The 20254-nt window shown below is 72.5% G+C and carries 14 protein-coding genes; 7 read left to right on the top strand and 7 right to left on the bottom strand.

What is annotated here, in order from left to right:
• Positions 1-233 precede the first annotated feature (233 nt).
• From ACQEVZ_RS24205 to ACQEVZ_RS24195, 3 genes are all read left to right on the top strand, one after another.
• The gene (locus ACQEVZ_RS24205; protein WP_433370202.1) at positions 234-1670 is read left to right on the top strand and encodes an ankyrin repeat domain-containing protein; all 1437 of its coding nucleotides are present in this window, start codon (positions 234-236) and stop codon (positions 1668-1670) included.
• A gap of 105 nt (positions 1671-1775) precedes the next feature.
• On the top strand, positions 1776-3848 hold the full coding sequence (locus tag ACQEVZ_RS24200; RefSeq protein ID WP_433370199.1) for a cellulose binding domain-containing protein: 2073 nt from the start codon (positions 1776-1778) through the stop codon (positions 3846-3848).
• A 414-nt stretch (positions 3849-4262) separates the two neighbouring features.
• The gene (locus tag ACQEVZ_RS24195) at positions 4263-4733 is read left to right on the top strand and encodes a GNAT family N-acetyltransferase (protein WP_433370196.1); all 471 of its coding nucleotides are present in this window, start codon (positions 4263-4265) and stop codon (positions 4731-4733) included.
• On the opposite strand, the gene ACQEVZ_RS24190 is transcribed toward ACQEVZ_RS24195, so the two are convergent.
• The 3 genes from ACQEVZ_RS24190 to ACQEVZ_RS24180 form a co-directional block, all read right to left on the bottom strand.
• Positions 4730-5764, bottom strand: a complete 1035-nt coding sequence (locus tag ACQEVZ_RS24190) for a DNA polymerase IV (protein ID WP_344514836.1) — start codon at positions 5762-5764, stop codon at positions 4730-4732. The two genes, ACQEVZ_RS24195 and ACQEVZ_RS24190, sit on opposite strands and share 4 nt — an antisense overlap.
• A gap of 131 nt (positions 5765-5895) precedes the next feature.
• Positions 5896-8349 (bottom strand): LamG-like jellyroll fold domain-containing protein, encoded by a 2454-nt coding sequence (locus ACQEVZ_RS24185; RefSeq protein ID WP_433370193.1) that lies wholly within the window; start codon positions 8347-8349, stop codon positions 5896-5898.
• A gap of 81 nt (positions 8350-8430) precedes the next feature.
• On the bottom strand, positions 8431-9156 hold the full coding sequence (locus ACQEVZ_RS24180) for a DUF6086 family protein (RefSeq protein WP_433370190.1): 726 nt from the start codon (positions 9154-9156) through the stop codon (positions 8431-8433).
• 144 nt (positions 9157-9300) lie between these two features.
• Between ACQEVZ_RS24180 and ACQEVZ_RS24175 the strand changes: the two genes are divergently transcribed.
• Positions 9301-10158, top strand: a complete 858-nt coding sequence (locus ACQEVZ_RS24175) for a flagellin (protein ID WP_433370187.1) — start codon at positions 9301-9303, stop codon at positions 10156-10158.
• A 155-nt stretch (positions 10159-10313) separates the two neighbouring features.
• Positions 10314-11939: a beta-1,3-glucanase family protein gene (locus tag ACQEVZ_RS24170; RefSeq protein WP_354889210.1), complete on the top strand. Its 1626-nt coding sequence runs from the start codon at positions 10314-10316 to the stop codon at positions 11937-11939.
• A 24-nt stretch (positions 11940-11963) separates the two neighbouring features.
• Here the strand turns inward: ACQEVZ_RS24170 and ACQEVZ_RS24165 are convergent, their stop codons facing one another.
• Positions 11964-14636 (bottom strand): LuxR C-terminal-related transcriptional regulator, encoded by a 2673-nt coding sequence (locus ACQEVZ_RS24165; RefSeq protein WP_433370183.1) that lies wholly within the window; start codon positions 14634-14636, stop codon positions 11964-11966.
• 68 nt (positions 14637-14704) lie between these two features.
• Here ACQEVZ_RS24165 and ACQEVZ_RS24160 point away from each other — a divergent pair, with 68 nt between their 5' ends.
• A complete protein-coding gene (locus ACQEVZ_RS24160; RefSeq protein ID WP_433370180.1) occupies positions 14705-15403 on the top strand; it encodes an ABC transporter ATP-binding protein in 699 nt (232 codons plus the stop codon).
• The gene (locus ACQEVZ_RS24155; RefSeq protein ID WP_433370177.1) at positions 15400-17751 is read left to right on the top strand and encodes an FtsX-like permease family protein; all 2352 of its coding nucleotides are present in this window, start codon (positions 15400-15402) and stop codon (positions 17749-17751) included. Before ACQEVZ_RS24160 ends, ACQEVZ_RS24155 begins: the two co-directional genes overlap by 4 nt.
• 328 nt (positions 17752-18079) lie before the next feature.
• Here ACQEVZ_RS24155 and ACQEVZ_RS24150 read toward each other — a convergent pair whose 3' ends face one another.
• The 3 genes from ACQEVZ_RS24150 to ACQEVZ_RS24140 form a co-directional block, all read right to left on the bottom strand.
• Positions 18080-18358, bottom strand: coding sequence for a GlsB/YeaQ/YmgE family stress response membrane protein (locus tag ACQEVZ_RS24150; protein ID WP_344515253.1), 279 nt, complete (start codon positions 18356-18358; stop codon positions 18080-18082).
• 72 nt (positions 18359-18430) lie between these two features.
• Positions 18431-19672, bottom strand: coding sequence for an MFS transporter (locus ACQEVZ_RS24145; RefSeq protein ID WP_433370173.1), 1242 nt, complete (start codon positions 19670-19672; stop codon positions 18431-18433).
• Complete coding sequence (locus ACQEVZ_RS24140; RefSeq protein ID WP_433370170.1) at positions 19669-20253, bottom strand: TetR/AcrR family transcriptional regulator; 585 nt, start codon at positions 20251-20253, stop codon at positions 19669-19671. The genes ACQEVZ_RS24145 and ACQEVZ_RS24140 overlap by 4 nt, the downstream gene beginning before the upstream one ends.
• Position 20254 lies beyond the last annotated feature (1 nt).

The raw sequence follows: 20254 nt of genomic DNA, 5'->3' as shown, positions 1-20254 counted from the left end.
TCCAGCGGCGTCGCCAACTGTCACTCACCGCCACCGAACCCAACACCGAGAGTTGCATTGCGGCGTCGCGGGTGACCGCGGCGGGTGAAGTCGTCTAACCTTGGGGTCGGCGCTCGGGGCGCCAGCAGTCCGCGCGAAGGGCGAAGCCCACCTGGTAGATCGAGGCAGTGCCGGCATCACCTCCTTTCCGGCCTGAGTTTGCGGACACCAGGCGCACGGACAAGGAGGCAGTCGTGCCGACCCGTCGTCTTCCCGATCAACCCGACGTCGAGCAGCTCCGCAATCAGGCCAAGGCGCTCCAGCGGCGCGTGCGTGAAAGTGATCCGCAGGCGCTGGAGCTGTTGCGGGAGTTCCATCCCAGGCACCGCGACGTGCAGCCCGAGACCGTCAAGCGGGCCGACGCGCAGCTGGTGGTCGCGCGGTCCTACGGGTTCGCGAGCTGGCCGGCGCTGCGGGCGACGCTGGACGTGATCGGCAGGTTCGCCCGATCGCCGCACCAGCAGAGGCCCGCCGGCGCGGCGGACGAGTTCCTGGTGCTCGCCTGCCTGACCTATGGCGGCGACGACCCGCGGCGGTGGGCGCGGGCGCGGCAGATGCTCGACGAGCGGCCCGAGCTGGCCGGGCAGTCCATCTACACCGCCGCTGCGGTCGGGGACGCCGCGGCGGCACGGCGGATCCTCGACGCAGATCCCGGTGCGGCGGATCGGCAGGGCGGCCCGCACAGGTGGGAGCCGCTGCTGTATCTGGCGTATTCGCGCGTCGACAGCACAGTGGCGGGGCACTCCACAGAGGAGGTCGCGCGGCTGCTGCTGGAGCGCGGCGCCGACCCGGCCGCGGGGTTCCTGTGGGACGGGTTGACGTCGCCGTTCACGGTGCTGGCGGGGGTGTTCGGCGGCGGCGAGGGCGGTCAGCCCGTGCACCGGGACGGGCCGGCGCTGGCGGAGCTGCTGCTCGAGGCGGGAGCCGACGCGAATGACAGTCAGACGCTGTACAACCGTGGCCTCCACCAAGACGATGACTCGCACCTTCCCGTGCTGCTGCGGCACGGGCTCGGGCGCGGCGACGGCGGGGTGTGGCACCGGCGGCTCGGGCCGACCCACCCCACGCCTGCGCAGCTGCTGCAGGACGAGCTGATCAAGGCGGCGCAGCACGGGGCGGTCGAGCGCGCGCAGCTCCTGGTGCGGCACGGCGCCGATCCGCGGGGTCTGGGCACCGGGCATCCCGTGTTCCAGGGGCTCGACGCGTTCTCGACGGCCGTGTTGTACGGCAATGCCGACGTGGCGGAGCTGTTCGGGGGCGACGGAGACCCGGTGCTGCGGTTTCTGGGCGCCTGCATGCGCGGTGACGCGGCCGCGACCGGTGACCGGCGGACGGCGGAGCTGGCGATCGCGACGAAGCCGCACCATCTCGTCGCCGCGGCGAAGCTCGGCAGGACGGGCGCGGTGAGGCTGATGGCGGAGCTGGGGTTCGAGTTCAGGGGCACGTTGGCGCTGCACGAGGCGGCGTACCACGGGCACCTCGACACGGTGCGGGCGCTGGTCGAGCTGGGCGCCGACCCGGGGCGGACGGATCCGTCGTTCCACGCCACGGCACGGGGCTGGGCGGAGCACAACGAGCAATGGGTGGTGGCGGACTACCTGGCGTCCGTGGAACGTTCGCGGACCGAGTAGGACACGGCCATGGTCACGAGGTCAGCGCTGTCGAAGCGCTTGACATGGTCCCGGGGCATCCCCAGCATGGGAGCGCTTCCATCCATGCTCTCCGATTGGACCGTCATGAAGATCGGAATTCGCCGCGGCGCCGTGATGGGCGCGGCGCTGCTGCTCGCGGCCGTTCCAGCGGTCGTCGTTCCGGGGGCCGCCATGGCCGCCGACCCCGTCGCCACCACCGTCACCGTCAACGCCAAGGCAGGCCTCGCGACCGTCCCCGACACCGCCCTCGGCGTCAACGACGCGATCTGGGACGCCGAGCTCGGCACCACCGCGGTGTCCGACCTGCTCGGCGCCGCCGGCGTGCAGATGCTGCGGTATCCGGGCGGCTCGTATGCCGACATCTACCACTGGCGCGACCACACCGCGCCCGGCGGTTACGTGGCGCCGAACACCGACTTCGACACGTTCATGGGCTCGGTCCGCCGCATCAACGCCCAGCCGATGATCATCGCGAACTACGGCACGGGTACCGCCGAGGAAGCCGCCGACTGGGTCCGCTACGCCAACGTGACCAAGGGTTACGGCGCGAAGTACTGGACGATCGGCAACGAGAACTACGGCAACGGCCACTACGGCTCCGCGTGGGAGGCGGACAACCACGCCGACAAGAGCCCGCGGGCGTATGCGGAGGGCGTGGTCGCGTTCGCCGCGGCGATGAAGGCCGTCGACCCGACCATCAAGATCGGCGCGGTGCTGACCACGCCGGGCAACTGGCCCGACGGGCTGGTCGGCTCAGGCGACGCCGGCACGTGGAACCAGGTCGTGCTGTCCGTCGCCGGGCCGTCCATCGACTTCGTGGACCTGCACTGGTATCCGGGCGGCGGCACCGCCGCGGAGTCCCTGACCAAGACCGAGCAGATCGACGACATCATGTACCTGACGCGGCAGCAGATCGCCCGCTACGCGGGTACCGGCGCCGGCCGCATCAAGGTCAGCTTCACCGAGCTGAACGTGGGCGTCGGTCAGAACACGCAGCCGGGAGCGCTGTTCCTCGCCGACGCGTACAGCAGCCTTCTCGCCAACGGGGTCTTCACCGTCCAGTGGTGGAACGTGCACAACGGCATCGGCACCGTCTCCACCGTCGCCGGGCAGACCGACTACGGCGACTTCGGCCTGCTGTCCAGCGGCGGCTGCCAGACCGGCGGCACCGTGTGCGAGCCGGCGATGAACACGCCGTTCGCGCCGTATCACGCGCTGAGCGTCATGAAGTCGTTCGTCCGCCCGGGGGACCAGCTCGTCCGCGCCGCCACCGGGGACCCGCTCGTGGCCGCGCACGCCGCCCGCCGCCCCAACGGGGACCTCGCCGTCCTGCTCATCAACAAGGACCCCGACAACGCGCGGTCCGTCAGCCTCAAGTACTCCGGCTGGTCCGCCGCGTCGGGCGCGCCGGCGGTCACCACGTTCCGCAACGGTGACAGCGCCCCGTCGACCGCGACGGCGGGCACGGCGGCGGCGCAGACGATCGCGCCGTATTCGCTGACGCTGCTCGTGCTCCACCCGTCGTCGTCCACGACCGGCGCGCCGAAGGCACCTGGCCAGCCCACGACGACCGCCATCGGCGCGAACACCGCGACCATCGCGTGGCCGGCGGCGCCCGCGGGCGGCAGCCCGATCGCCAAGTACGAGGTGTATCGCCAGAACGGCGCCATCAGCGAGCAGCTCGGCGAGACGTCCGGCACGTCGCTGCCGGTGTACAACCTGAACCCTGGCACGCGGTACACCGTCAACGTGGTCACCCGCGACACCGCGGGCAAGGTCTCCTGGTCGTCGCCGCCGCTGACGTTCACGACGACGAGCCCGGCGACGAGCGCCTGCACCGTCCGCTTCACCGACGTCAACGACTGGGGCAACGGCTACGTCGGCAACATCGACATCACCAACACCGGGCCGAGCCCGATCAACGGCTGGACGCTGACCTTCACCTGGCCCACCGCCTGGCAGAGCGTCAGCGGCAGCTGGAACGGCAACTGGACCCAGACCGGCCGCGATGTGAAGGTCACCAACATCGACACGAACGGCGCCCTCGCCGCCGGCGGTGGGGCCACCAGCACCGGGTTCGTCGGTGCGTACAACGGGCCCAACGTCCTCCCGTCCGCCTTCCGCCTCAACGGCACGGTCTGCACCGTCGCCGCCTGACCCGTCCTGCGGCGAACCGGTCCGGCAGCAGTCGTTGCCGGACCGGGAGCCAACGCCCTGGCGCAGCAGTTGTTGCCGGGCAGGGGTGATCGCTGTGGAACGGGCTGGCAGCCGTCGCTACCGGCGTGGGGTGATCGCTCTGCGAACCAGAGGCGGGCGGCAGTCGCTGTCGGCACGGGGCGATCGCCTTCGTGAGGCAGTCGGCGGCGGCGAGTGCAGCGGCTTGGCCTTGGATGTATCCCGGTCGAACCGGGGCAGGCGGCGGTTGTTGCCGGCACAGGGCGATCGCCTGCGAAACGGGGCGGGCACCAGTCGTCGCCCGGGAGTCATCGTCTGGCGGGACGGTCTGATGGCAGCTGTTGCCGGACCCCGGGGGCGTCGAAATGTGTTGTGGGGGTGGGGGAGGGCGGCAGGATGAGTGGGGTGGGGACGTGGGAGGTGCGGCGGGCTGCGGCGGCGGATGCTGGGGTTGTGGCGGGGTTGCTGGATGCGTTCAACCGGGAGTTCGACACGCCTACGCCCGCGGTTGAGGTGCTCGCCGGGCGGCTTGAGCGGTTGCTGGTGGGGGATGAGCTGGTGGTGTTGCTGGCCGGGGAGCCGGCAGCCGGGGTTGCCGTGCTGTCGTTCCGGGTCAATGTCTGGTCCGAGGGGCCTGCCGTCGAGCTCGATGAGCTGTACGTCAGGCCGGGGCTGCGCGGCCAGGGGGTCGGGCGCGCGATGCTGGGCGCCGCGTGTGAGGTGGCGAAGGGGCGTGGGGCGGAGGCGTTGGAGATCAATGTGGATGGGGCGGACACGGACGCGCGGCGGTTCTATGAGGCGCACGGGTTCGTCAACGTTGAGCGGGGGGCGGATGAGCCGAAGTACTTCTACTACCGCGACCTCTAAGCCGGCAGCTCCAGGTCCAGGCGCACGCCGAGCAGGCGCACCGGGCGGTGCAGGGAGAACTTGGCCAGCACGGTTCGCGCGGTCCCGGCGATCACGTCGAGGTCGGTGGTCGGGCCGCCGCGCAGCTTCATGACCTTGGTGGGGGTGTAGAAGGACGAGAAGCGGACCTTCACCGCCACGTGCGTGACCTGCCGCCCGTCGGCGACGACCGAGGCGCCCAGTGCAGTCGCGAGCGCGGAGACGTGGCCGGCGAGTTCGTCCGGGTCGGTGACGTCCGTGAGGAACGTCGTCTCGCGGCTGCGGGACCGGGCGATCCAGGGCTCCGTGTCGATGGTGGTGTCGCCGGTGCCGACGGCCGTCGCCGCGAGCCACGTGCCGCTGCGCTGCCCGAAGTGCTCGATGAGCAGGGCGGCGTCGCAGGCGGCCAGGTCGGCGACGGTGTGCACGCCGATGGTGGTGAGCCGCTTCGTGGTCTTCGGGCCGACGCCCCACAGGTCGGCCGCCGGGAGGCCGCCCATGACGTCGGGCCACGTCGAACCTGTGAGCTGGAAAAGGCCGCCGGGCTTGGCGAACCGCGCCGCGTGCTTGGCGGTGAGCTTGTTGTCGCCGACGCCGACCGCGCAGCTCAGCCCGGTCTCGTCCAGCACCGCCTGCCGTACGTCGGCCGCGAGCACCATCGGCTCGTCGGTGTCGGCGCCGAGGAAGGCCTCGTCCCAGCCGTACACCTGCAGCAGCACCGGAAAGCGTGCCAGGGTCGCCATGACCTGCACCGATGCGGCCTGGTACGCCTCGACGTCGGACGGCAGGAACACGGCCGACGGGCACCGCTTCGCCGCCGCCTTCAACGGCATGCCGGACCGGACGCCGAGGGCGCGCGCCTCGTACGACGCGGTCGCCACCACCTGCCGCGGCCGCTCCGGATTCCCGTCGCCGCCGACGACGACGGGCAGCCCCTTCAGCGATGGCCGCCGAAGGATCTCCACCGCCGCGATGAACTGATCGAGGTCGACGTGCAGCAGCCACCAGCCCACCCGTCCACGCTAACCGAACCACGCCGCACGCAGGGCCGATGCGCCGTCACGGCCCCCATCTGAGCACGCTGGAACAAAAACACGCTGAACAAATGCCGGGAGCGGGAAGGTCCCCGCTCCCGGCACCGGTGTCAGTTGCCGGAGGTGAACAGTTGCTGGATCTCGGCGGGGGTCAGGGCACGGTCGTACAGGTGGACCTGGTCGACGGTCCCGTCGAGGAAGTCGACGGGGTTCCCGCCGAACTTGCCGCGGCCGATGACGGTGTTGCCGGTGGGGGCGGCCTGCGGGAGGCAGGCGCCGGCGGTGCCGGCGAGCTGGCCGTCGACGTACAGGCGGAGCTCGCCCTTCACGGTGTCGCGGACGCCGGCGAGGTGGTACCACTGGCCCGGGTTCGGCCTGGTGGGGGCCAGGGCGCGGACGCCGACGAAGCTCATCGCGAAGCGCTGGTCGGCGCCGGAGTACTGCAGGAAGAAGTCGCTGTTCGCCGGGCCGTCCTGGCTGACGACGGTCTGGAAGGCGCCGTCAACGCGGTCGAGCTTGACCCATGCGGCGGCGGTGTAGTCGGTCGCCGTGTCGATCAGCGGGGCGCCGGTGTCGAGGTAGCCGTTGTCGAAGGAGACGCCGTCACCGGTGTGCCCCGCGACGAACGCCGCCCCGCCGACCACGGTGGCGTCGTGGGAGCCGGCCTCATCCGCAAAAGAGCCGTCGAGGGGGTAGTAGGCGATGCCGGTCAGGCCCGGCGTGCCCGGCGGTGGCTGCGGCACGTTGCCCGGTGAACCGTCGGCGGCGGCGATGATCTGCTGGTTGATCTGCTTGACCTGCTTGAGGTCCATCTTCGCGACCTGCCGGTCGTAGGTCCAGAAGCCGTTGAGCTCGCCCTCGACGTCGGTGATCTGGGTGTACACCGAAGCGCTGATCCCGCAGGATTTCGCCGACGCGATGACGGCCTTCTGGTTCTCGACGTACTTCGCGGTGAGCGTCGCCTTGTCGGGCGTCATCTCGTACGCGCCGCCGTCGCCGAACCACATGTGGTTGGACGTCTTCAGGCCGAAGCCGCCGTGCTCGCCGTCGATCGAGACGCGGTCGCCGCTCGGCGCGGGGGAGGCCGGGCCGAGGTACTGGTGGAAATCGATCACGTCGCCGCGGCCGGAGTCGCCCTTGGAGTTGCAGCAGTTGACGCCGCTGTGCGCGTTGACGAGGCGCGAGGGGTCCTGGGCCTTGACGTCGTCGGCGATGCGGCCGGTCGCGGTGCGGTCCCACTCGCCCCAGCCCTCGTTGAAGGGCACCCACGCCACGATCGACGTCCAGCTCTGGTGCTCGCGGACCATCTCGTGCAGCTCGGCCTCGAACTGGTCGCGCCACTCCACCGGGATGGGGCCGGTGTTGGCGGCCGGCATGTCCTGCCACACCATCAGGCCGAGCTTGTCGGCCCAGTAGTACCAGCGGTCGGGCTCGACCTTGATGTGCTTGCGGACGGCGTTGAAGCCCATCGCCTTGTCCTGCTGCAGGTCGAACTTCAGCGCCGCGTCGGTGGGTGCGGTGTTGAGCCCGTCGGGCCAGAAGCCCTGGTCGAGGTTGGCGAGGTTGAACAGGATCTTGCCGTTGAGCGCGATCCGCAGCTTGCCGTCGGCGCCGCGCAGCGTGCCGATCTGTCGCATGCCGAAGTAGGAGCCGACGGTGTCGCCGGAGGTCAGCCGGACCTGCAGGTCGTACAGGAACGGGTTGTCCGGCGACCAGAGCTTCGGGTTCGGCACGGGCACCGTGACCGGGGTGCCGACGGTGCCGGTGACCCGGCCGACGACCTTGTTGCCGTTGCGGGCGACCGCCTCGAACTGCTGGCCGGGCGTGCCGTTCACGGTCAGGCCCAGGCTCTGGGTCGCCAGGGAGGGCGTCATCGAGAGGGAGGTGATGGACGCGGCCGGGACGGGCTCCATCCACACCGTCCGCCAGATGCCGGAGCTGCCCTGGTAGAAGATGCCGCGGTCGCTGACCCGGCGCTGCTTGCCGATCGGCTGGCCGGTCGCGTCGGTGAGGTCCTCCGCCCAGACGATGAGCTCCTGGGGGCCGGTCCCGACCAGCGCGTCGGTCACGTCGAGGTCGAAGCCGTCGTACCCGCCGCGGTGCGTGCCCACCTGGGTGCCGTTGACGTACACCTTCGCGTCGTAGTCGACCGCGCCGAAGTGCAGGACCAGCCGCTGGCCCGCCCAGGCGGCCGGGACGGTGAAGGTCCGCCGGTACCACATGCGGTCCTCGTGCCGCTGGATCCCGGACAGCGCCGACTCGATCGGATACGGCACCAGCACCCGCTCGCCGAGGCTCTGCCCGGCCGGCACGGCCTGGTCGACGGTGGCCCGGGCGAACTCCCACACGCCGTTGAGGTTCTGCCAGCGGTTGCGGGTGAGCTGCGGCCGCGGGTACTCCGGCAGGGCGTTGTCAGGCCCGACCTGCGCGGTCCACGGGGTGGCGATGGGCGGGATGCCGGGATGCCAGCTGGGTCCTTCGGGCGGTGGCGGGGCGGCGGCCGCGGGGGTGGCCACGGCGACCGCGATCGCGGTGGCGGCCGCGATCCAGGCGAGTCTTCTCACGGGTGCACTCCTTAGCATCGAAGTGCACCCATACCAACAAAAGCAATCAGGTTACGTCAAGCATTGACACATTCAAACACCTCATGCAACGCTCGGGGGCGGATCCCCGAAGCCCAGCCAGGTGATCCGGTGGCCCAGCCCGTCGTGCACCACCTGCAGGCGCAGCCGCGACACCCCGTACACCGTGTCCCACAGCGACATGACGCTGACCCGGCGGTACACCTCATCGGTGCTGATCAGGTCCGGTGGGATCCGCTGCGGCGGCAGCAGCAGGGGCACCGGGTAGCCGTCGACGATCTCCCGCAGCCGGTCGCCCTGCCAGCCGAGGCCGTCCGTGCGGGCGTCGATCGTCTGGTACCAGCCCCGCACAAGATCCAAAACGATCGCCGCGAGCTCGAAGCGGACCGACGGCGGCAGCTCCCGCGCGGTCGGTGGCCCCCACGCGACCGGTTCGAGCCCGCTCGGCGGCAGCGCGACGTGCATGCCGTCGCGGATCTCCGGGTTGCCGCCGAGCTCCCGCAGCGGGCCGTTGAGGTGCTGGTCGAGCGACGCGAGGACCTGCAGCGTGCCGAGCGACATCGCCCGGACCGCCGGCGAGTGCTGCCGGTTCCAGTCGTTGAGCAGGAACACGAAGAACTCCCGCAGCTTCAACGGGTCGAAGTGCAGCTCGTCGCTCTCGGGCCCGAGGATGCCGCTGGAGCGCTGGATCCGGTGCTCCATGACGCGCACCTGCGCCGCGAACAGCTGCGCCGTGCTGGTGCCCGGCTTCCAGAAGGGGACCCCGTCGACGTACCCGTACATGCCCATGCGCATGACCTTGCCATCCGTGGGCCGCGGCGACGAAAAAAACGTCCGGGCGAAGCCTCATGCCCATCCGGGTGGCGCCGATGTCAGAGCCGTGCGGGCCACGGACGGCCCGGGCGGTACGACCCGGATCAAGGAGGAATCACCATGGGTCTTCGTATCAACAACAACATCGCCGCGCAGAACGCCTACCGGAACCTGTCGACGACCGACAGCCAGATGAGCAAGTCGCTGGAGCGCCTGTCGTCCGGTTACCGGATCAACCGCGCCGCGGACGACGCGGCCGGCCTGTCGATCAGCGAGGGTCTCCGGTCCCAGATCGGTGGTCTGAAGGTCGCGGTCCGCAACGCGCAGGACGGCATCTCGGTCGTGCAGACCGCTGAAGGCGCGCTCACCGAGACGCACTCGATCCTGCAGCGCATGCGTGACCTGTCGGTGCAGGCGTCCTCGACCGGTTCGCAGGACACCGACGCCCGCACCGCGGCGCAGACGGAGTTCACGCAGCTGAACGCCGAGCTCGACCGCATCTCCACCACCACGTCCTTCGGTGGTCAGAAGCTGCTCGACTCGAGCGCCTCCTACACCGGCACCTTCCAGGTCGGCGCCAACACCAACACCGCGGACCAGATCGCGGTCAACCTCGGCACCGCCGCCTTCGGCAGCGTCACCGGCGTCACCGGCTTCGACTCGACCGGCCTCGGCACCGCCAGCCTCGACCTGGTGACCGGCGCCTCGGCCGCCATCACCGCGATCGACACCGCGATCAAGGGCATCTCGACCGCCCGGGCCACGCTCGGTGCGTACCAGAACCGGTTCGAGCACACGATCAACAACCTCAACACCGCGGTGGAGAACCTGTCCGCGTCCGAGTCCCGGATCCGTGACACGGACATGGCCTCGGAGATGGTGTCCTTCACCCGCTCGCAGATCCTGACCCAGGCCGGGACGAGCATGCTGGCCCAGGCGAACCAGGCGCCGCAGAACGTCCTGTCCCTGCTCCGATAAATCAACAGACCGTGAGCGGAGCCCGACCTACGTTGGGCTCCGCTCAACGGTTTCTTAAGTTTCGATTCGGTGACGGTGGATTCTGTCGATCTCTGTTGACACGTTCCCACCGGTAACAAAGGCTGCTGAGAGCGCTCTCACGAAGGAGTCTCTCGGTGCGTTTCAGGACAAAGGTGCTCGGTGCGCTCGCCGCGCTCGCCGTGGCGGTGCCGGTCGGCATCGCGGCGATGCCGTCGGCGTCGGCGCTCGGACCCAACCTGCTGCCCTTCACGGTCAAGAACACCACGGGCCGCGGTGACGCGGTCTACCTCTACGTCATCGGTGTCAACCTCACCACCGGCCGCCTCGGCTACGCCAACGCCGGCGGCACGTTCACCAACTGGGCCGGCGGGTCCAACCCGCCCTCCCCGGCGCCGGACGTCGCGATCGCCGGCCCCGGCAACGGCGGCAGCACCACGATCCAGCTGCCGAAGAACATGTCCGGCCGGGTGTACATGTCCCTGGGCCAGAAGCTGAAGTTCTTCCTCACCCCCGACGGGCTCGTCCAGCCGGCGCCGTGGGCCGCCGGCGACCCCAACCACGACATCCTGTTCGACTGGAGCGAGTTCACCTACAACGACGCCGGGCTGTGGCTCAACAGCTCGCAGGTCGACATGTTCGCCGTGCCGCACGAGGTCAGCGTCACCGGCAGCAACGGCGTCACGACCAGGACCGGCGCGCCCGTCGCCAACGGCCGGCAGAACGTCATCAACCAGATCAAGGCCCAGTCCGGCTGGGGCAACACCGTCGTCACCCGTGCCGACGGCACCGTGCTGCGCGTCCTCGCCCCGGGCAAGGCCGCCGACGCCGGGCTGTTCAGCGCGACGTACCTCGACCCGTACATCACCAACGCCTGGAACGCGTACACGTCCAAGACCCTGACGGTGGTGCCCTTCACCGACCAGCCGGGCGTCAAGTACTTCGGCCGGACCAGCGGCAACGTCATGAACTTCACCAACGGCTCGGGCCAGCGGGTCGCGTCGTTCAACAAGCCCAGCACCAGCAACGTCTGGGGCTGCGACGGCGCGCTCGGCGCCCCCAACGACCAGGTCGTCGGCCCGATCGCCCGCACGCTCTGCGCGGCGCTGCACCGCGGCACGCTCGGCACCATCGACACCCAGCCCGGCGGCGGGGCGGCGGACTTCTACAAGAGCTCGCTGACCAACCACTACTCGCGGATCATCCACGCGAACATGGCCGACGGGAAGGCGTACGGGTTCGCCTTCGACGACGTGCAGAACCAGGAGTCGCTGGTGCACTCCGGCGACCCGCGCTCCGCCGGCATCACCCTGAGCCCGTTCGTCGGCGGCACCACCCCGCCGCCCACCGGCGGCGGCACCACGCAGCCCCCGGCGGGCAACGTCAGCGGGATCGCCAGCAACTGGCACGGCAAGTGCATCGACGTGCCGAACTGGAACTTCAACGACGGCCAGCGCCTGATCGTCTGGAACTGCACCGGCGGCACCAACCAGCGCTGGACCTGGGTCAACGGCACCCTGCGCACCGAGAACAACAAGTGCATGGACGTCGCCTGGGGCTCGAAGGACAACGGCGCCGCGATCCAGATCGCCAACTGCAGCGGCAACGCCGCCCAGCAGTTCGTCCTGTCCGCCGCCGGCGACCTGGTCAACCCCCAGGCCAACAAGTGCGTGGACATCGCCGGCTGGAACCCGGACAACGACGCCGTCCTGCACCTGTGGGAGTGCACCGGCGGCGCCAACCAGAAGTGGCACAAAGTCTGACCACGCCGTGAGCAGTGGCCCGCCTCAGCCGGACAGGTCGAGGCGGGCCAGTTGCGTGCGGCTGGCCACGCCGAGCTTCGGGAAGGCGCGGTACAGGTGGTAGCTGATGGTCTTCGGGGAGAGGAAGAGCTGGGCGCCGATCTCCCGGTTGGTCAGGCCGGCCGCGACGAGCCTGACGATCTGGAGCTCCTGCGGGGACAAGGCGGCCCCGGCGCTGGCCGGCGGCGCCACCGCGAGCTGAAAACCGGAAGCGCGCAGCTCGGCGCGGGCCCGCTCCGCCCACGGGACGGCGCCGAGGCGGTCGAAGACCTCCGCGGCGGTCCGCAGCTGGGCGCGGGCCTCGGTCTTGCGGCGTTCGCGGCGCAGCCGTTCGCCGTAGGCGAGGTGGGTGCGGGCCGCCTCCCACGGGTGGCCGCCGAGCGCGACCGCGGCCTCGAAGTGCCGGCTCGCGTCGGGCCAGGACGGCTCGAGCAGGGCGTGGCAACGGTGCGCGACCGCGTCGGCCCAGTCGAGGCGCGCCGCGGCGGCCCAGTCGGCGAAGCGCGCGCAGGCCGCCTCGGCCCGGTCGAACGCGCCGATCCGCACCGCCGCCTCGACCTGGTCCGGTGCGCTGTAGACGGCCTGGATCTGGTGGCGGACTGGGCCGGCCAGGGCCGCCTCGAGCCGGTCCGACGCCTCCGCCGGCCGTCCCTGCCCCAGGTCCAGCAGGGCGAGGGCCCACTCCGCCCAGGCGAGCCCGTTGGCGATGTGGTTGCCGGCGTACCGGTCGTGGCAGCGCGCCGCCAGCTCGGCACAGCGGTCGGTGGAGCCGCTGACCGCGGCGATCCAGGCGAGGATCCCTTCCAGGTAGCCGGCCCGGTTCGGCTGGCCGGTGTCGGTGGCGAGCCGCAGCCCTTCGGCGGCGGTGGCGACCGCGTCCCGGAAGCGGCCCAGGTACAGCTCCGACGCCGCCAGCGTCACGTGGGCGAGGGGCAGCCAGCCGATCGAACCCTCGGCCCGCGACTCGTCGGCGACGCCCTGCGAGATCGCCCGGCCGGCCTCGAAGTCGCCGACGAGACCGGCCACGAACGCCGCGTTGAGCCGCAGGTTCGGCGGGCCGGTCCTGGTGCTGGTGAGGGCCCGCATCGCCGGTACGCCCGCCGCCGGACCCTCGAGCAGGAGCCGCGCCGCCGCCGTCACCGCCGCCACCGCCGGGGCGAGGCCGTCGGAGGGTTGCAGGCCGAGGTCGTCCAGCCGCCGCGCCGCCTCGCGCACCCGCGGCGGGTCGCTGAGCTGCCACGCGTTGCGCGCCGCGTCGACCAGCAGGAGCCCGGCGGCCCGGCGGTCCACCGGCGCCAGCGCCGACGCCCCCGCGACCAGCAGGTCGTGCGCGGACGCCGCCGACCCCTCGTCGAACGCCAGCCGTGCCCGCAGCTCGCACACCCGGGCGGTGAGCACCGGGTCGTCGTCGACCGGGTCGCAGGACGCCAGGAACCGGCGGGTCAGGTCGGGCTGGCCGGCGTCGTTCGCGGCGACCGCGGCCGCGACCAGCCGCCGGGTCCGTTCGCCGGGAGCGGCGGTCAGCTCGGCGGAGCGCTGCAACGCCGCCGCCGCGGCGGGGTAGCCCTTGCGGCCGAGGGCCCGCTCGGCGGCGCGTTCCAGGGCGAGCGCCGCCTCCTCGTCCGGCCCGGTCGCGGCGGCGGCCAGGTGCCAGGCCCGGCGGTCGTCGTCGGCGGGGAGTGTCTGCGCCAGCGTCCGGTGTACGGCCAGCCGCCGGTCGAACGTGGTCTGCTGATACGCGGCGGCCCGCAGCAGCGGATGGGTGAACGTGATCCGCCCGGCGGCGACCGTCACCAGGCCCGCCTCCTCGGCCGCGCCCAGGCCGGACGGTGCCACGCCGAGCAGCTCCGCCGCCCGTAGCACGACCCCGAGGCCCTCGTCGGGCGAGGCGGCGGCGATCAGCAGCATCGCCCGGCCGTCGGGCGGCAGCCGGTCGATCCGCGCCGCGAACGCCTCCTGGATCCGGCGCGGCAGCAGCGCCGGCACGAACGGCGGCGCCCCGCGCGGCAGCTCCCGCAGCGCCAGCGGGTTGCCGGCGCTGTCGCGCACCAGCCGCATCCGGATCCGCGGCGGCAGGTCCGGCCGGATGCGCCGCAGCAGGGCGTCCGCGGTCTCCGGGTCCAGCCCGGCGAGCCGGTGCTCCGGCAGGCCCTCCGGGGCGAACTCGTCCCGCGCGGCGAAGAGCATCGCCACGGACTCGGCCTGCAACCGGCGCGCCACGAACCGCAGCGCCTGCGCGGAGGAGCCGTCCAGCCACTGCGCGTCGTCGACCAGGCACAGCACCGGGCGCTCCTCGGCCAGCTCGGCCAGCAGCGTCAGCACCGCGGCCCCGACGAGCAGCTGGTCGCCGCCGGCGGCCGGGCCGAGCCCGAGGGCCCCGCGCAGCGCGGCGGCCTGCACGTCCGGCAGCTGCGACGAGGAGGCGAGCGCCGGCGCCAGCAGCTGGTGCAGCGACGCGAACGGGACCTCGGCCTCGGTCTCCACCCCGGCGCAGCGCAGGACCGTCATCCCCGCGGCGCCGGCGGCCGCGTCGTCGAGCAGGGAGCTCTTGCCGATGCCCGGGTCGCCGCGGACGACGAGGACGGCGCTGTGCCCGGCGCGGGCCCGGTCGAGCACCGCGCCGGTCGCGGCCTGATCGACGTCCCGCCCCCAAAGCATGATCATTCGAGGGTACTGGTCACCTGTCCGGTACCGCGACCACGCCCGCCGCTCGTACGGTCGGCGGCATGGTTGAGCTCGAGGCCGTCACCAGGCGGTACGGAAAGAACACCGCGCTGGACGCGGTCACGGTCGCGTTCGCGCGGGGCACGTTCACGGCGGTGATGGGGCCGTCCGGCTCCGGCAAGTCGACGCTGCTGCAGTGCGCCGCCGGACTCGACCGGCCCGACGCCGGCCGGATCACGGTCGCCGGTCAGGACCTCACCGGCCTCAGCGAGCGCCGCCTCACGCTGCTGCGCCGCGAGCGGATCGGCTTCGTGTTCCAGGCGTTCAACCTGCTGCCCGCGCTCACCGCCCGGCAGAACGTCGGCCTCCCGATGCGCCTCGCCGGCCGCCGCCCGGACCGCGCCACGGTCGACCGGGCCCTCGCCGCCGTCGGCCTCGCCGACCGCGCCGGGCACCGGCCGCGGCAGTTGTCCGGCGGGCAGCAGCAGCGGGTCGCGATCGCCCGGGCCCTCGTCACCCGCCCGGCGGTCCTCTTCGCCGACGAGCCGACCGGCGCGCTGGACACCAACACGGGCCGCGACGTGCTGCGGCTGCTGCGCGACCTCGTCGACGAGCACCACCAGACGATCGTCATGGTCACCCACGACCCGGCCGCCGCCGCGTACGCCGACCGCGTGCTGTTCCTGACCGACGGCCGCCTCTCCGGTTCCCTGTCCGCCCCCACCGCGTCCGCGGTCATCGAGATGATGGCCGCCGCATGATCGGCATCGCGCTCGCGGGGCTGCGGCTGCGGTGGCGGTCGTTCGTGGGGACGTTCCTCGCGCTCGCGTTCGGCAGCGCCCTCATCGCCGCCATGGGGCAGGTCCTCGCCACCACCGCCACCGCCCCGGACCGGGCGCCGCAGCGGTACGCGGCCTACCCGGTCGTGGTCGCGCCGCACGACACGCTGACCGTGCCGACCTGGCGCGGCGGCGAGAGCCAGCCCCTCGCCGTCTCGCCCGGCCTGCCCGCGGACGTGGTGGCGGCGCTGCCGGCCGGGCGGGTCGACCGGATCATCCCCGCGCAGTTCGCCGACGGGCCGCCCGGCGCAGGCGCTTATTCCGGGATCGCCCGGCCGTGGGCGCTCGCGCCCGCGCTGCTGTCGGGCCGCGCGCCCGCCGCCGCCGACGAGGTCGCCACCTCGGGCGCACCGGTCGGCGCGCGGATCCGGATCGTGACCGGCGACGGGATCCGCTCGTACACCGTGAGCGGCACTGTCAAGGAAGGACTGTTCTTCACCGACGCCACCGCCGCACAGCTGCGGCCGCAGGTCGACGCCGTCGTCGTCGACGGCGACGCCGAGCGGGTCCGGGCCGCGGTCGGCGACCGGGCAAGGGTGCTCACCGGCGACGACCGCGCCCACCTCGACCCCGGCCGCACCGCCGACGCCCGGGCCCGCAACAACGCCAACACGATCGTGGGCATCGCGCTGGGGTTCGCCGCCTTCGTCGCGATCTTCGTCGTGGCCTCGACGTTCGCCTTCGCCGTCGGGCAGCGGCGGCAGGAGTTCGCCCTGCTGCGGGCCGGCGGAGCGCTCCCCGGTCAGGTGCGGCGGCTGGTGTACTGGGAAGCCCTGGCGGTCGCGCTCGTCGCCGCCGCGATCGGCGCCCTCGCCGGTCCCGCGCTGGCCCCGGCACTGCTGGACCTGCTGCGCGAGCGCGGCATGGCGCCCGGCTGGGTGCACACGATCAGCCCGGCCCGGTGGCCCATGTGGACCGCCTTCGGCACCGGCGTCACCGTGGCGCTGCTCGGCGCAGTCACCGCGGCGTGGCGGGCCGGCCGGGTCCGCCCCGGCGAGGCGCTGCGCGAGACGGTCGTGGAGTCCCGGACCATGCCGCCCGCCCGCTGGGTCGCCGGCATCCTGACCCTCGGCACCGCGCTGGTCACGATGGCGGTGACGGCGATCGACGACCCGGCGTCCGCGACCAACCGCAAGAGCTACATGCCGGTCGTGATGCTGCTGATCGTCGCCGCGGGCCTGCTCGCCCCGGCGCTCGTCGCCGTCGTCGCCCGCCGCCTCGGCGGCGCCGCCCCGCGGGGCACGGGCCTGCTGCTGGCGGTGCGCAACGTGACGGCCTCGGCGCGCCGGACGGCGGCGGTCGCGGCGCCCGTCCTCGTCACCGTCGGGCTGGCGGCGGCGCTGCTCATCGCGTCCGACCTCACCGGCGAGGCGAAGAACGTGCTGCGCGCCAGGCCCGCGCACGCCGACTTCCTGGTCCTGCCCGACGGTCACGGCTTGGACCGGGAACTCGTCGCGGGGCTGCGCGGTGTCCCCGGCGTCGACGTCACCTTCAGCGCCGAGACCACCGTGTACACCCTGGAAGGCGACACCGCGCTGGTCCGGCGCGACGCGGCGGAGGCCGACGACGTGCCCGCCGGCGGGATCAAGGTCGCCGGCGACTGGGGGCTGCGCGCCGGCGACACGGCCCGGCTGTGGCTCGCCGACGGCAGCGAGGCGCGCCTGCGGGTGCTGGAGGTGCTGCCGCCGGGCAGCGCGGTCGACGCCTACGTGCCGGCGTCCGCCGGGACGCTGCCGTCGGTCGCGTACGTGCGGCTGCGCCCCGGCACCGACCCGGCCGCCGCGACCGCGGCGCTGCGGGCCGCCGCCGACGGGCACCGGGCCCGGGCGGTCACGCGCGAGGCGTGGCTGGCGGCCGCGCGCCAGGGCCAGGGGTCGGCGAGCCGGCTCGGGCTGCTGGTGGTGCTCGGGATCGTGCTCGCCTACACCACCCTGGCGATGGTCAACACGCTGCTGATGGCGGCGCCGGACCGGGCGGGGGAGCGGCGGTCGCTGGGCCTGCTGGGGGCCAGCCGGCGGCAGGTCCTGGCGTGGACGGCGGTCGAGACGCTGGTCACGGTCGCGCTGGGGGTCCTGCTCGGGGTGGTCGTCGCGGTGGTCGCGGTGGCCGGCCTGTGGACGACGCTGCTGGGCGTCGCCGGGGCGGTGACGGTGAGCGTGCCGTGGGCGACCCTGGGCGCCCTGACCGGGGGGACGGCGCTGATCGCGGTCACTGCGGCGCTGGTGGGAGCCGCTGACAGAGCCACTGACAGGAAGCCCCGGAGGAGCTGACAGGAAGCCCTGGAGAAATAGTGAGACCGGCACCCACGGGGGAAGGCGCCGGTCTACTGCATCCAAGGATAGGCCGCCCGCGGCGCATCCGCCAGTGCCAACCGGATGACGTCCTCCGTGGACGATCGGAGGCTGGTCCATCGCGATGTCGCCGCCCGTTCATCGGACGTTCAGCCGATCGGGTTCTTCGTACACACGTTCCATCCACAGCCTGTGGATAGCACATGTGTACGAAGATGGTTTGCCTGCTCAGGCCCTGTGGACAACGCTGTGGAGACAGCGAGCGACCCCCGGCCGGGGGTGGCCGGGGGTCGCTCGAGAGACGCGGTCAGAGGGCTCGGTGGCCCCGGCCGGCGAAGCCGGCGACCAGCGCGACACCGATGGCGGCCACGATCACCTGGACCAGGAGCTCGCCCCAGTCCACACCAGGCGTGTCGGTCGCGATGCCGACGGCGTTGGCGATGAAGGTGCCGATCAGAGCGGCGACGACGCCGATGACCATCGTGAGCCAGATCGGGATGTTCTGGCGGCCGGGGACCACCAGCCTGCCGAGCGCGCCCACGATCAGACCGACGATCAGCGCGGTGATGATTCCGGTGACGGTCACTGTTCCTCCTCGTTTCCCGACGCAGCGGCGTCGATGTGCCGCTGGTTCAGGGGTGCCCGATCACCGATGCGATCAAACACGCGCAGGGGTCTCCGAGGTCTCCGTGGTCTCCGGCGACTCCGGCAGCGGGCGGATCGCGCCCGCCAGCAGGAAGGCGACGGTCAGCAGGACAGGGATCGCGATGAGTGCCCGGAGGACCGACATGTGGTCGCCGAGCACCCCGATCAGGGGCGGGCCGCCGAGGAACGCGCAGTAGCCGATCGAGGCCACCACGCTGACCCGCCCCGCGGCCCGGGCCGGGTCGTCGGAGGCGGCGCTCATCGCGACCGGGAAGCCGAGCGAGGCGCCGGTGCCCCACAGGAGCGCGCCGGCGTACGCGGTCGGGGTGTTGGGGCCGAAGATGAACAGCGCCAGGCCGGCCAGGGCGATCACGGCGAGCGCCCGCACGACGGGGACGCGGCCGAAGCGGTCCAGCAGCGCCGGGCCGAACCAGCGGCCGGCGGTCATCGCGGTCAGGAACACCGTGAACGCGAGCGTGCCGACGGCGGCCGGGGTGTCGTACCCGTCGATGACGGCGACGGCGATCCAGTCGATGCCCGCGCCCTCGGTGAACGCGAACGCCAGCACGAAGACGCCGACGAGCAGGGTGCGCGGCTCGGTCCAGAACTCCAGCAGCCCACCCTTCTTCTCCGGGGAGCCGCCTTCCGCGGACGCGGGCGCGTCGTCGGGCAGGAACGTGCGGACCATGACGAACGTGCTGGCGCCTGCCAGGACGGCGACGGCGATCAGGTGGGCGGTGACCGGCACCTTCAGCGCCACCATCGCGGTGCCGAGCAGGGCGCCGGCGACGGTGCCGACGCTGTACCCGGCGTGGAAGCGCGGCATGATCGCCCGGCCGAGGCGGCGCTCGACGAGAGCGCCCTGGACGTTCATCGCCACGTCCCAGGCCCCGTTGGCGAAGCCGAACGCGAAGAGGCCGAGCACGACCGGCGGCACGCCGAGGTGGTACCCGGCCGCGACGACGGTCAGGCCGACGGCGAGCAGGACCGCCATCGCCGCGACCGTGGCGCGGGAGCCGAGGCGGGCGACGATCTGGCCCGACAGGACGAGCGAGATGATCGACCCGACCGCGATGGCGACGAGGACCAGGCCGAGCTGCGACGGGCCGAGGCGCAGCTCGTCGCGGATCTGGGGGATGCGGGTGGCCCAGCTCGCCATCGCGAACCCGGACCAGATGAAGGCGGCATAGACGGCGCGGGTCGCGGCGCGCAGTGATCGGTCGGTGGTGAGCGCCGGCCCGGCGGTCAGGGTCATCGCGGGTCTCCGTTGATCTGTGGGTCTTGTGCGGGTTGGTGCAGGACCCGGGCCACGATCACGCGGATCTCCTCGCGTGAGACGGGTGCCGTGGACAGGGTCTTGTGCATGACCAGGCCCTCGATCAGGGCGTCGACGCCCCGGGCGGTGGTCGGGTCGACGAAGCGCTCGAGGACCGCGCGGCTGGTGCGCATCCAGGTCTCGGTGATGGTGCGCAACTCGGGGTCGCGCAGCGCGGCCAGGTAGAGCTCGTAGGCGATGGCCCAGTCGGCGGTGTCGGCGCCGGCGTCGCCGTGGATCAGGTCGGTGACCGCCTCGACCAGCGCTTCATGCGTGTGTACGTGCAGGAAGTGCGACTCGTAGACGACCGACATCCGCTCGGCGTGCCGCCGGAAGGCCTGCGCCCGCAGGTCGTCGAGGCTGCTGAAGTGGTACGTCAGCGACCCCAGCGGCACGTCCGCCACCGCCGCGATGAGCCGGTGGGTGGTGCCCGCGACGCCGTGCTCGGCGATCACCGCGATCGCGGCGTCGACGATGCGGTCCTTCCGGTTCGGGTCGTGCCGCCGTGTCCCCGCCGCCACC

The sequence above is a fragment of the Dactylosporangium sp. CA-152071 genome, assembly GCF_050936335.1.
Taxonomy (GTDB): Bacteria; Actinomycetota; Actinomycetes; order Mycobacteriales; family Micromonosporaceae; genus Dactylosporangium; species Dactylosporangium maewongense.
Note: the sequence above shows the minus strand (reverse complement) of the source record. Positions and strands in the feature narration are given on the sequence as shown.

Coding starts and splice junctions, on each gene's coding strand:
- ACQEVZ_RS24165 (WP_433370183.1), bottom strand. CDS start 14,636: ATGCTTTGGGGGCGGGACGTCGATCAGGCCGCGACCGGCGCGGTGCTC.
- ACQEVZ_RS24180 (WP_433370190.1), bottom strand. CDS start 9,156: ATGGGCATGTACGGGTACGTCGACGGGGTCCCCTTCTGGAAGCCGGGC.
- ACQEVZ_RS24155 (WP_433370177.1), top strand. CDS start 15,400: ATGATCGGCATCGCGCTCGCGGGGCTGCGGCTGCGGTGGCGGTCGTTC.
- ACQEVZ_RS24175 (WP_433370187.1), top strand. CDS start 9,301: ATGGGTCTTCGTATCAACAACAACATCGCCGCGCAGAACGCCTACCGG.
- ACQEVZ_RS24145 (WP_433370173.1), bottom strand. CDS start 19,672: ATGACCCTGACCGCCGGGCCGGCGCTCACCACCGACCGATCACTGCGC.
- ACQEVZ_RS24195 (WP_433370196.1), top strand. CDS start 4,263: ATGAGTGGGGTGGGGACGTGGGAGGTGCGGCGGGCTGCGGCGGCGGAT.
- ACQEVZ_RS24160 (WP_433370180.1), top strand. CDS start 14,705: ATGGTTGAGCTCGAGGCCGTCACCAGGCGGTACGGAAAGAACACCGCG.
- ACQEVZ_RS24200 (WP_433370199.1), top strand. CDS start 1,776: ATGAAGATCGGAATTCGCCGCGGCGCCGTGATGGGCGCGGCGCTGCTG.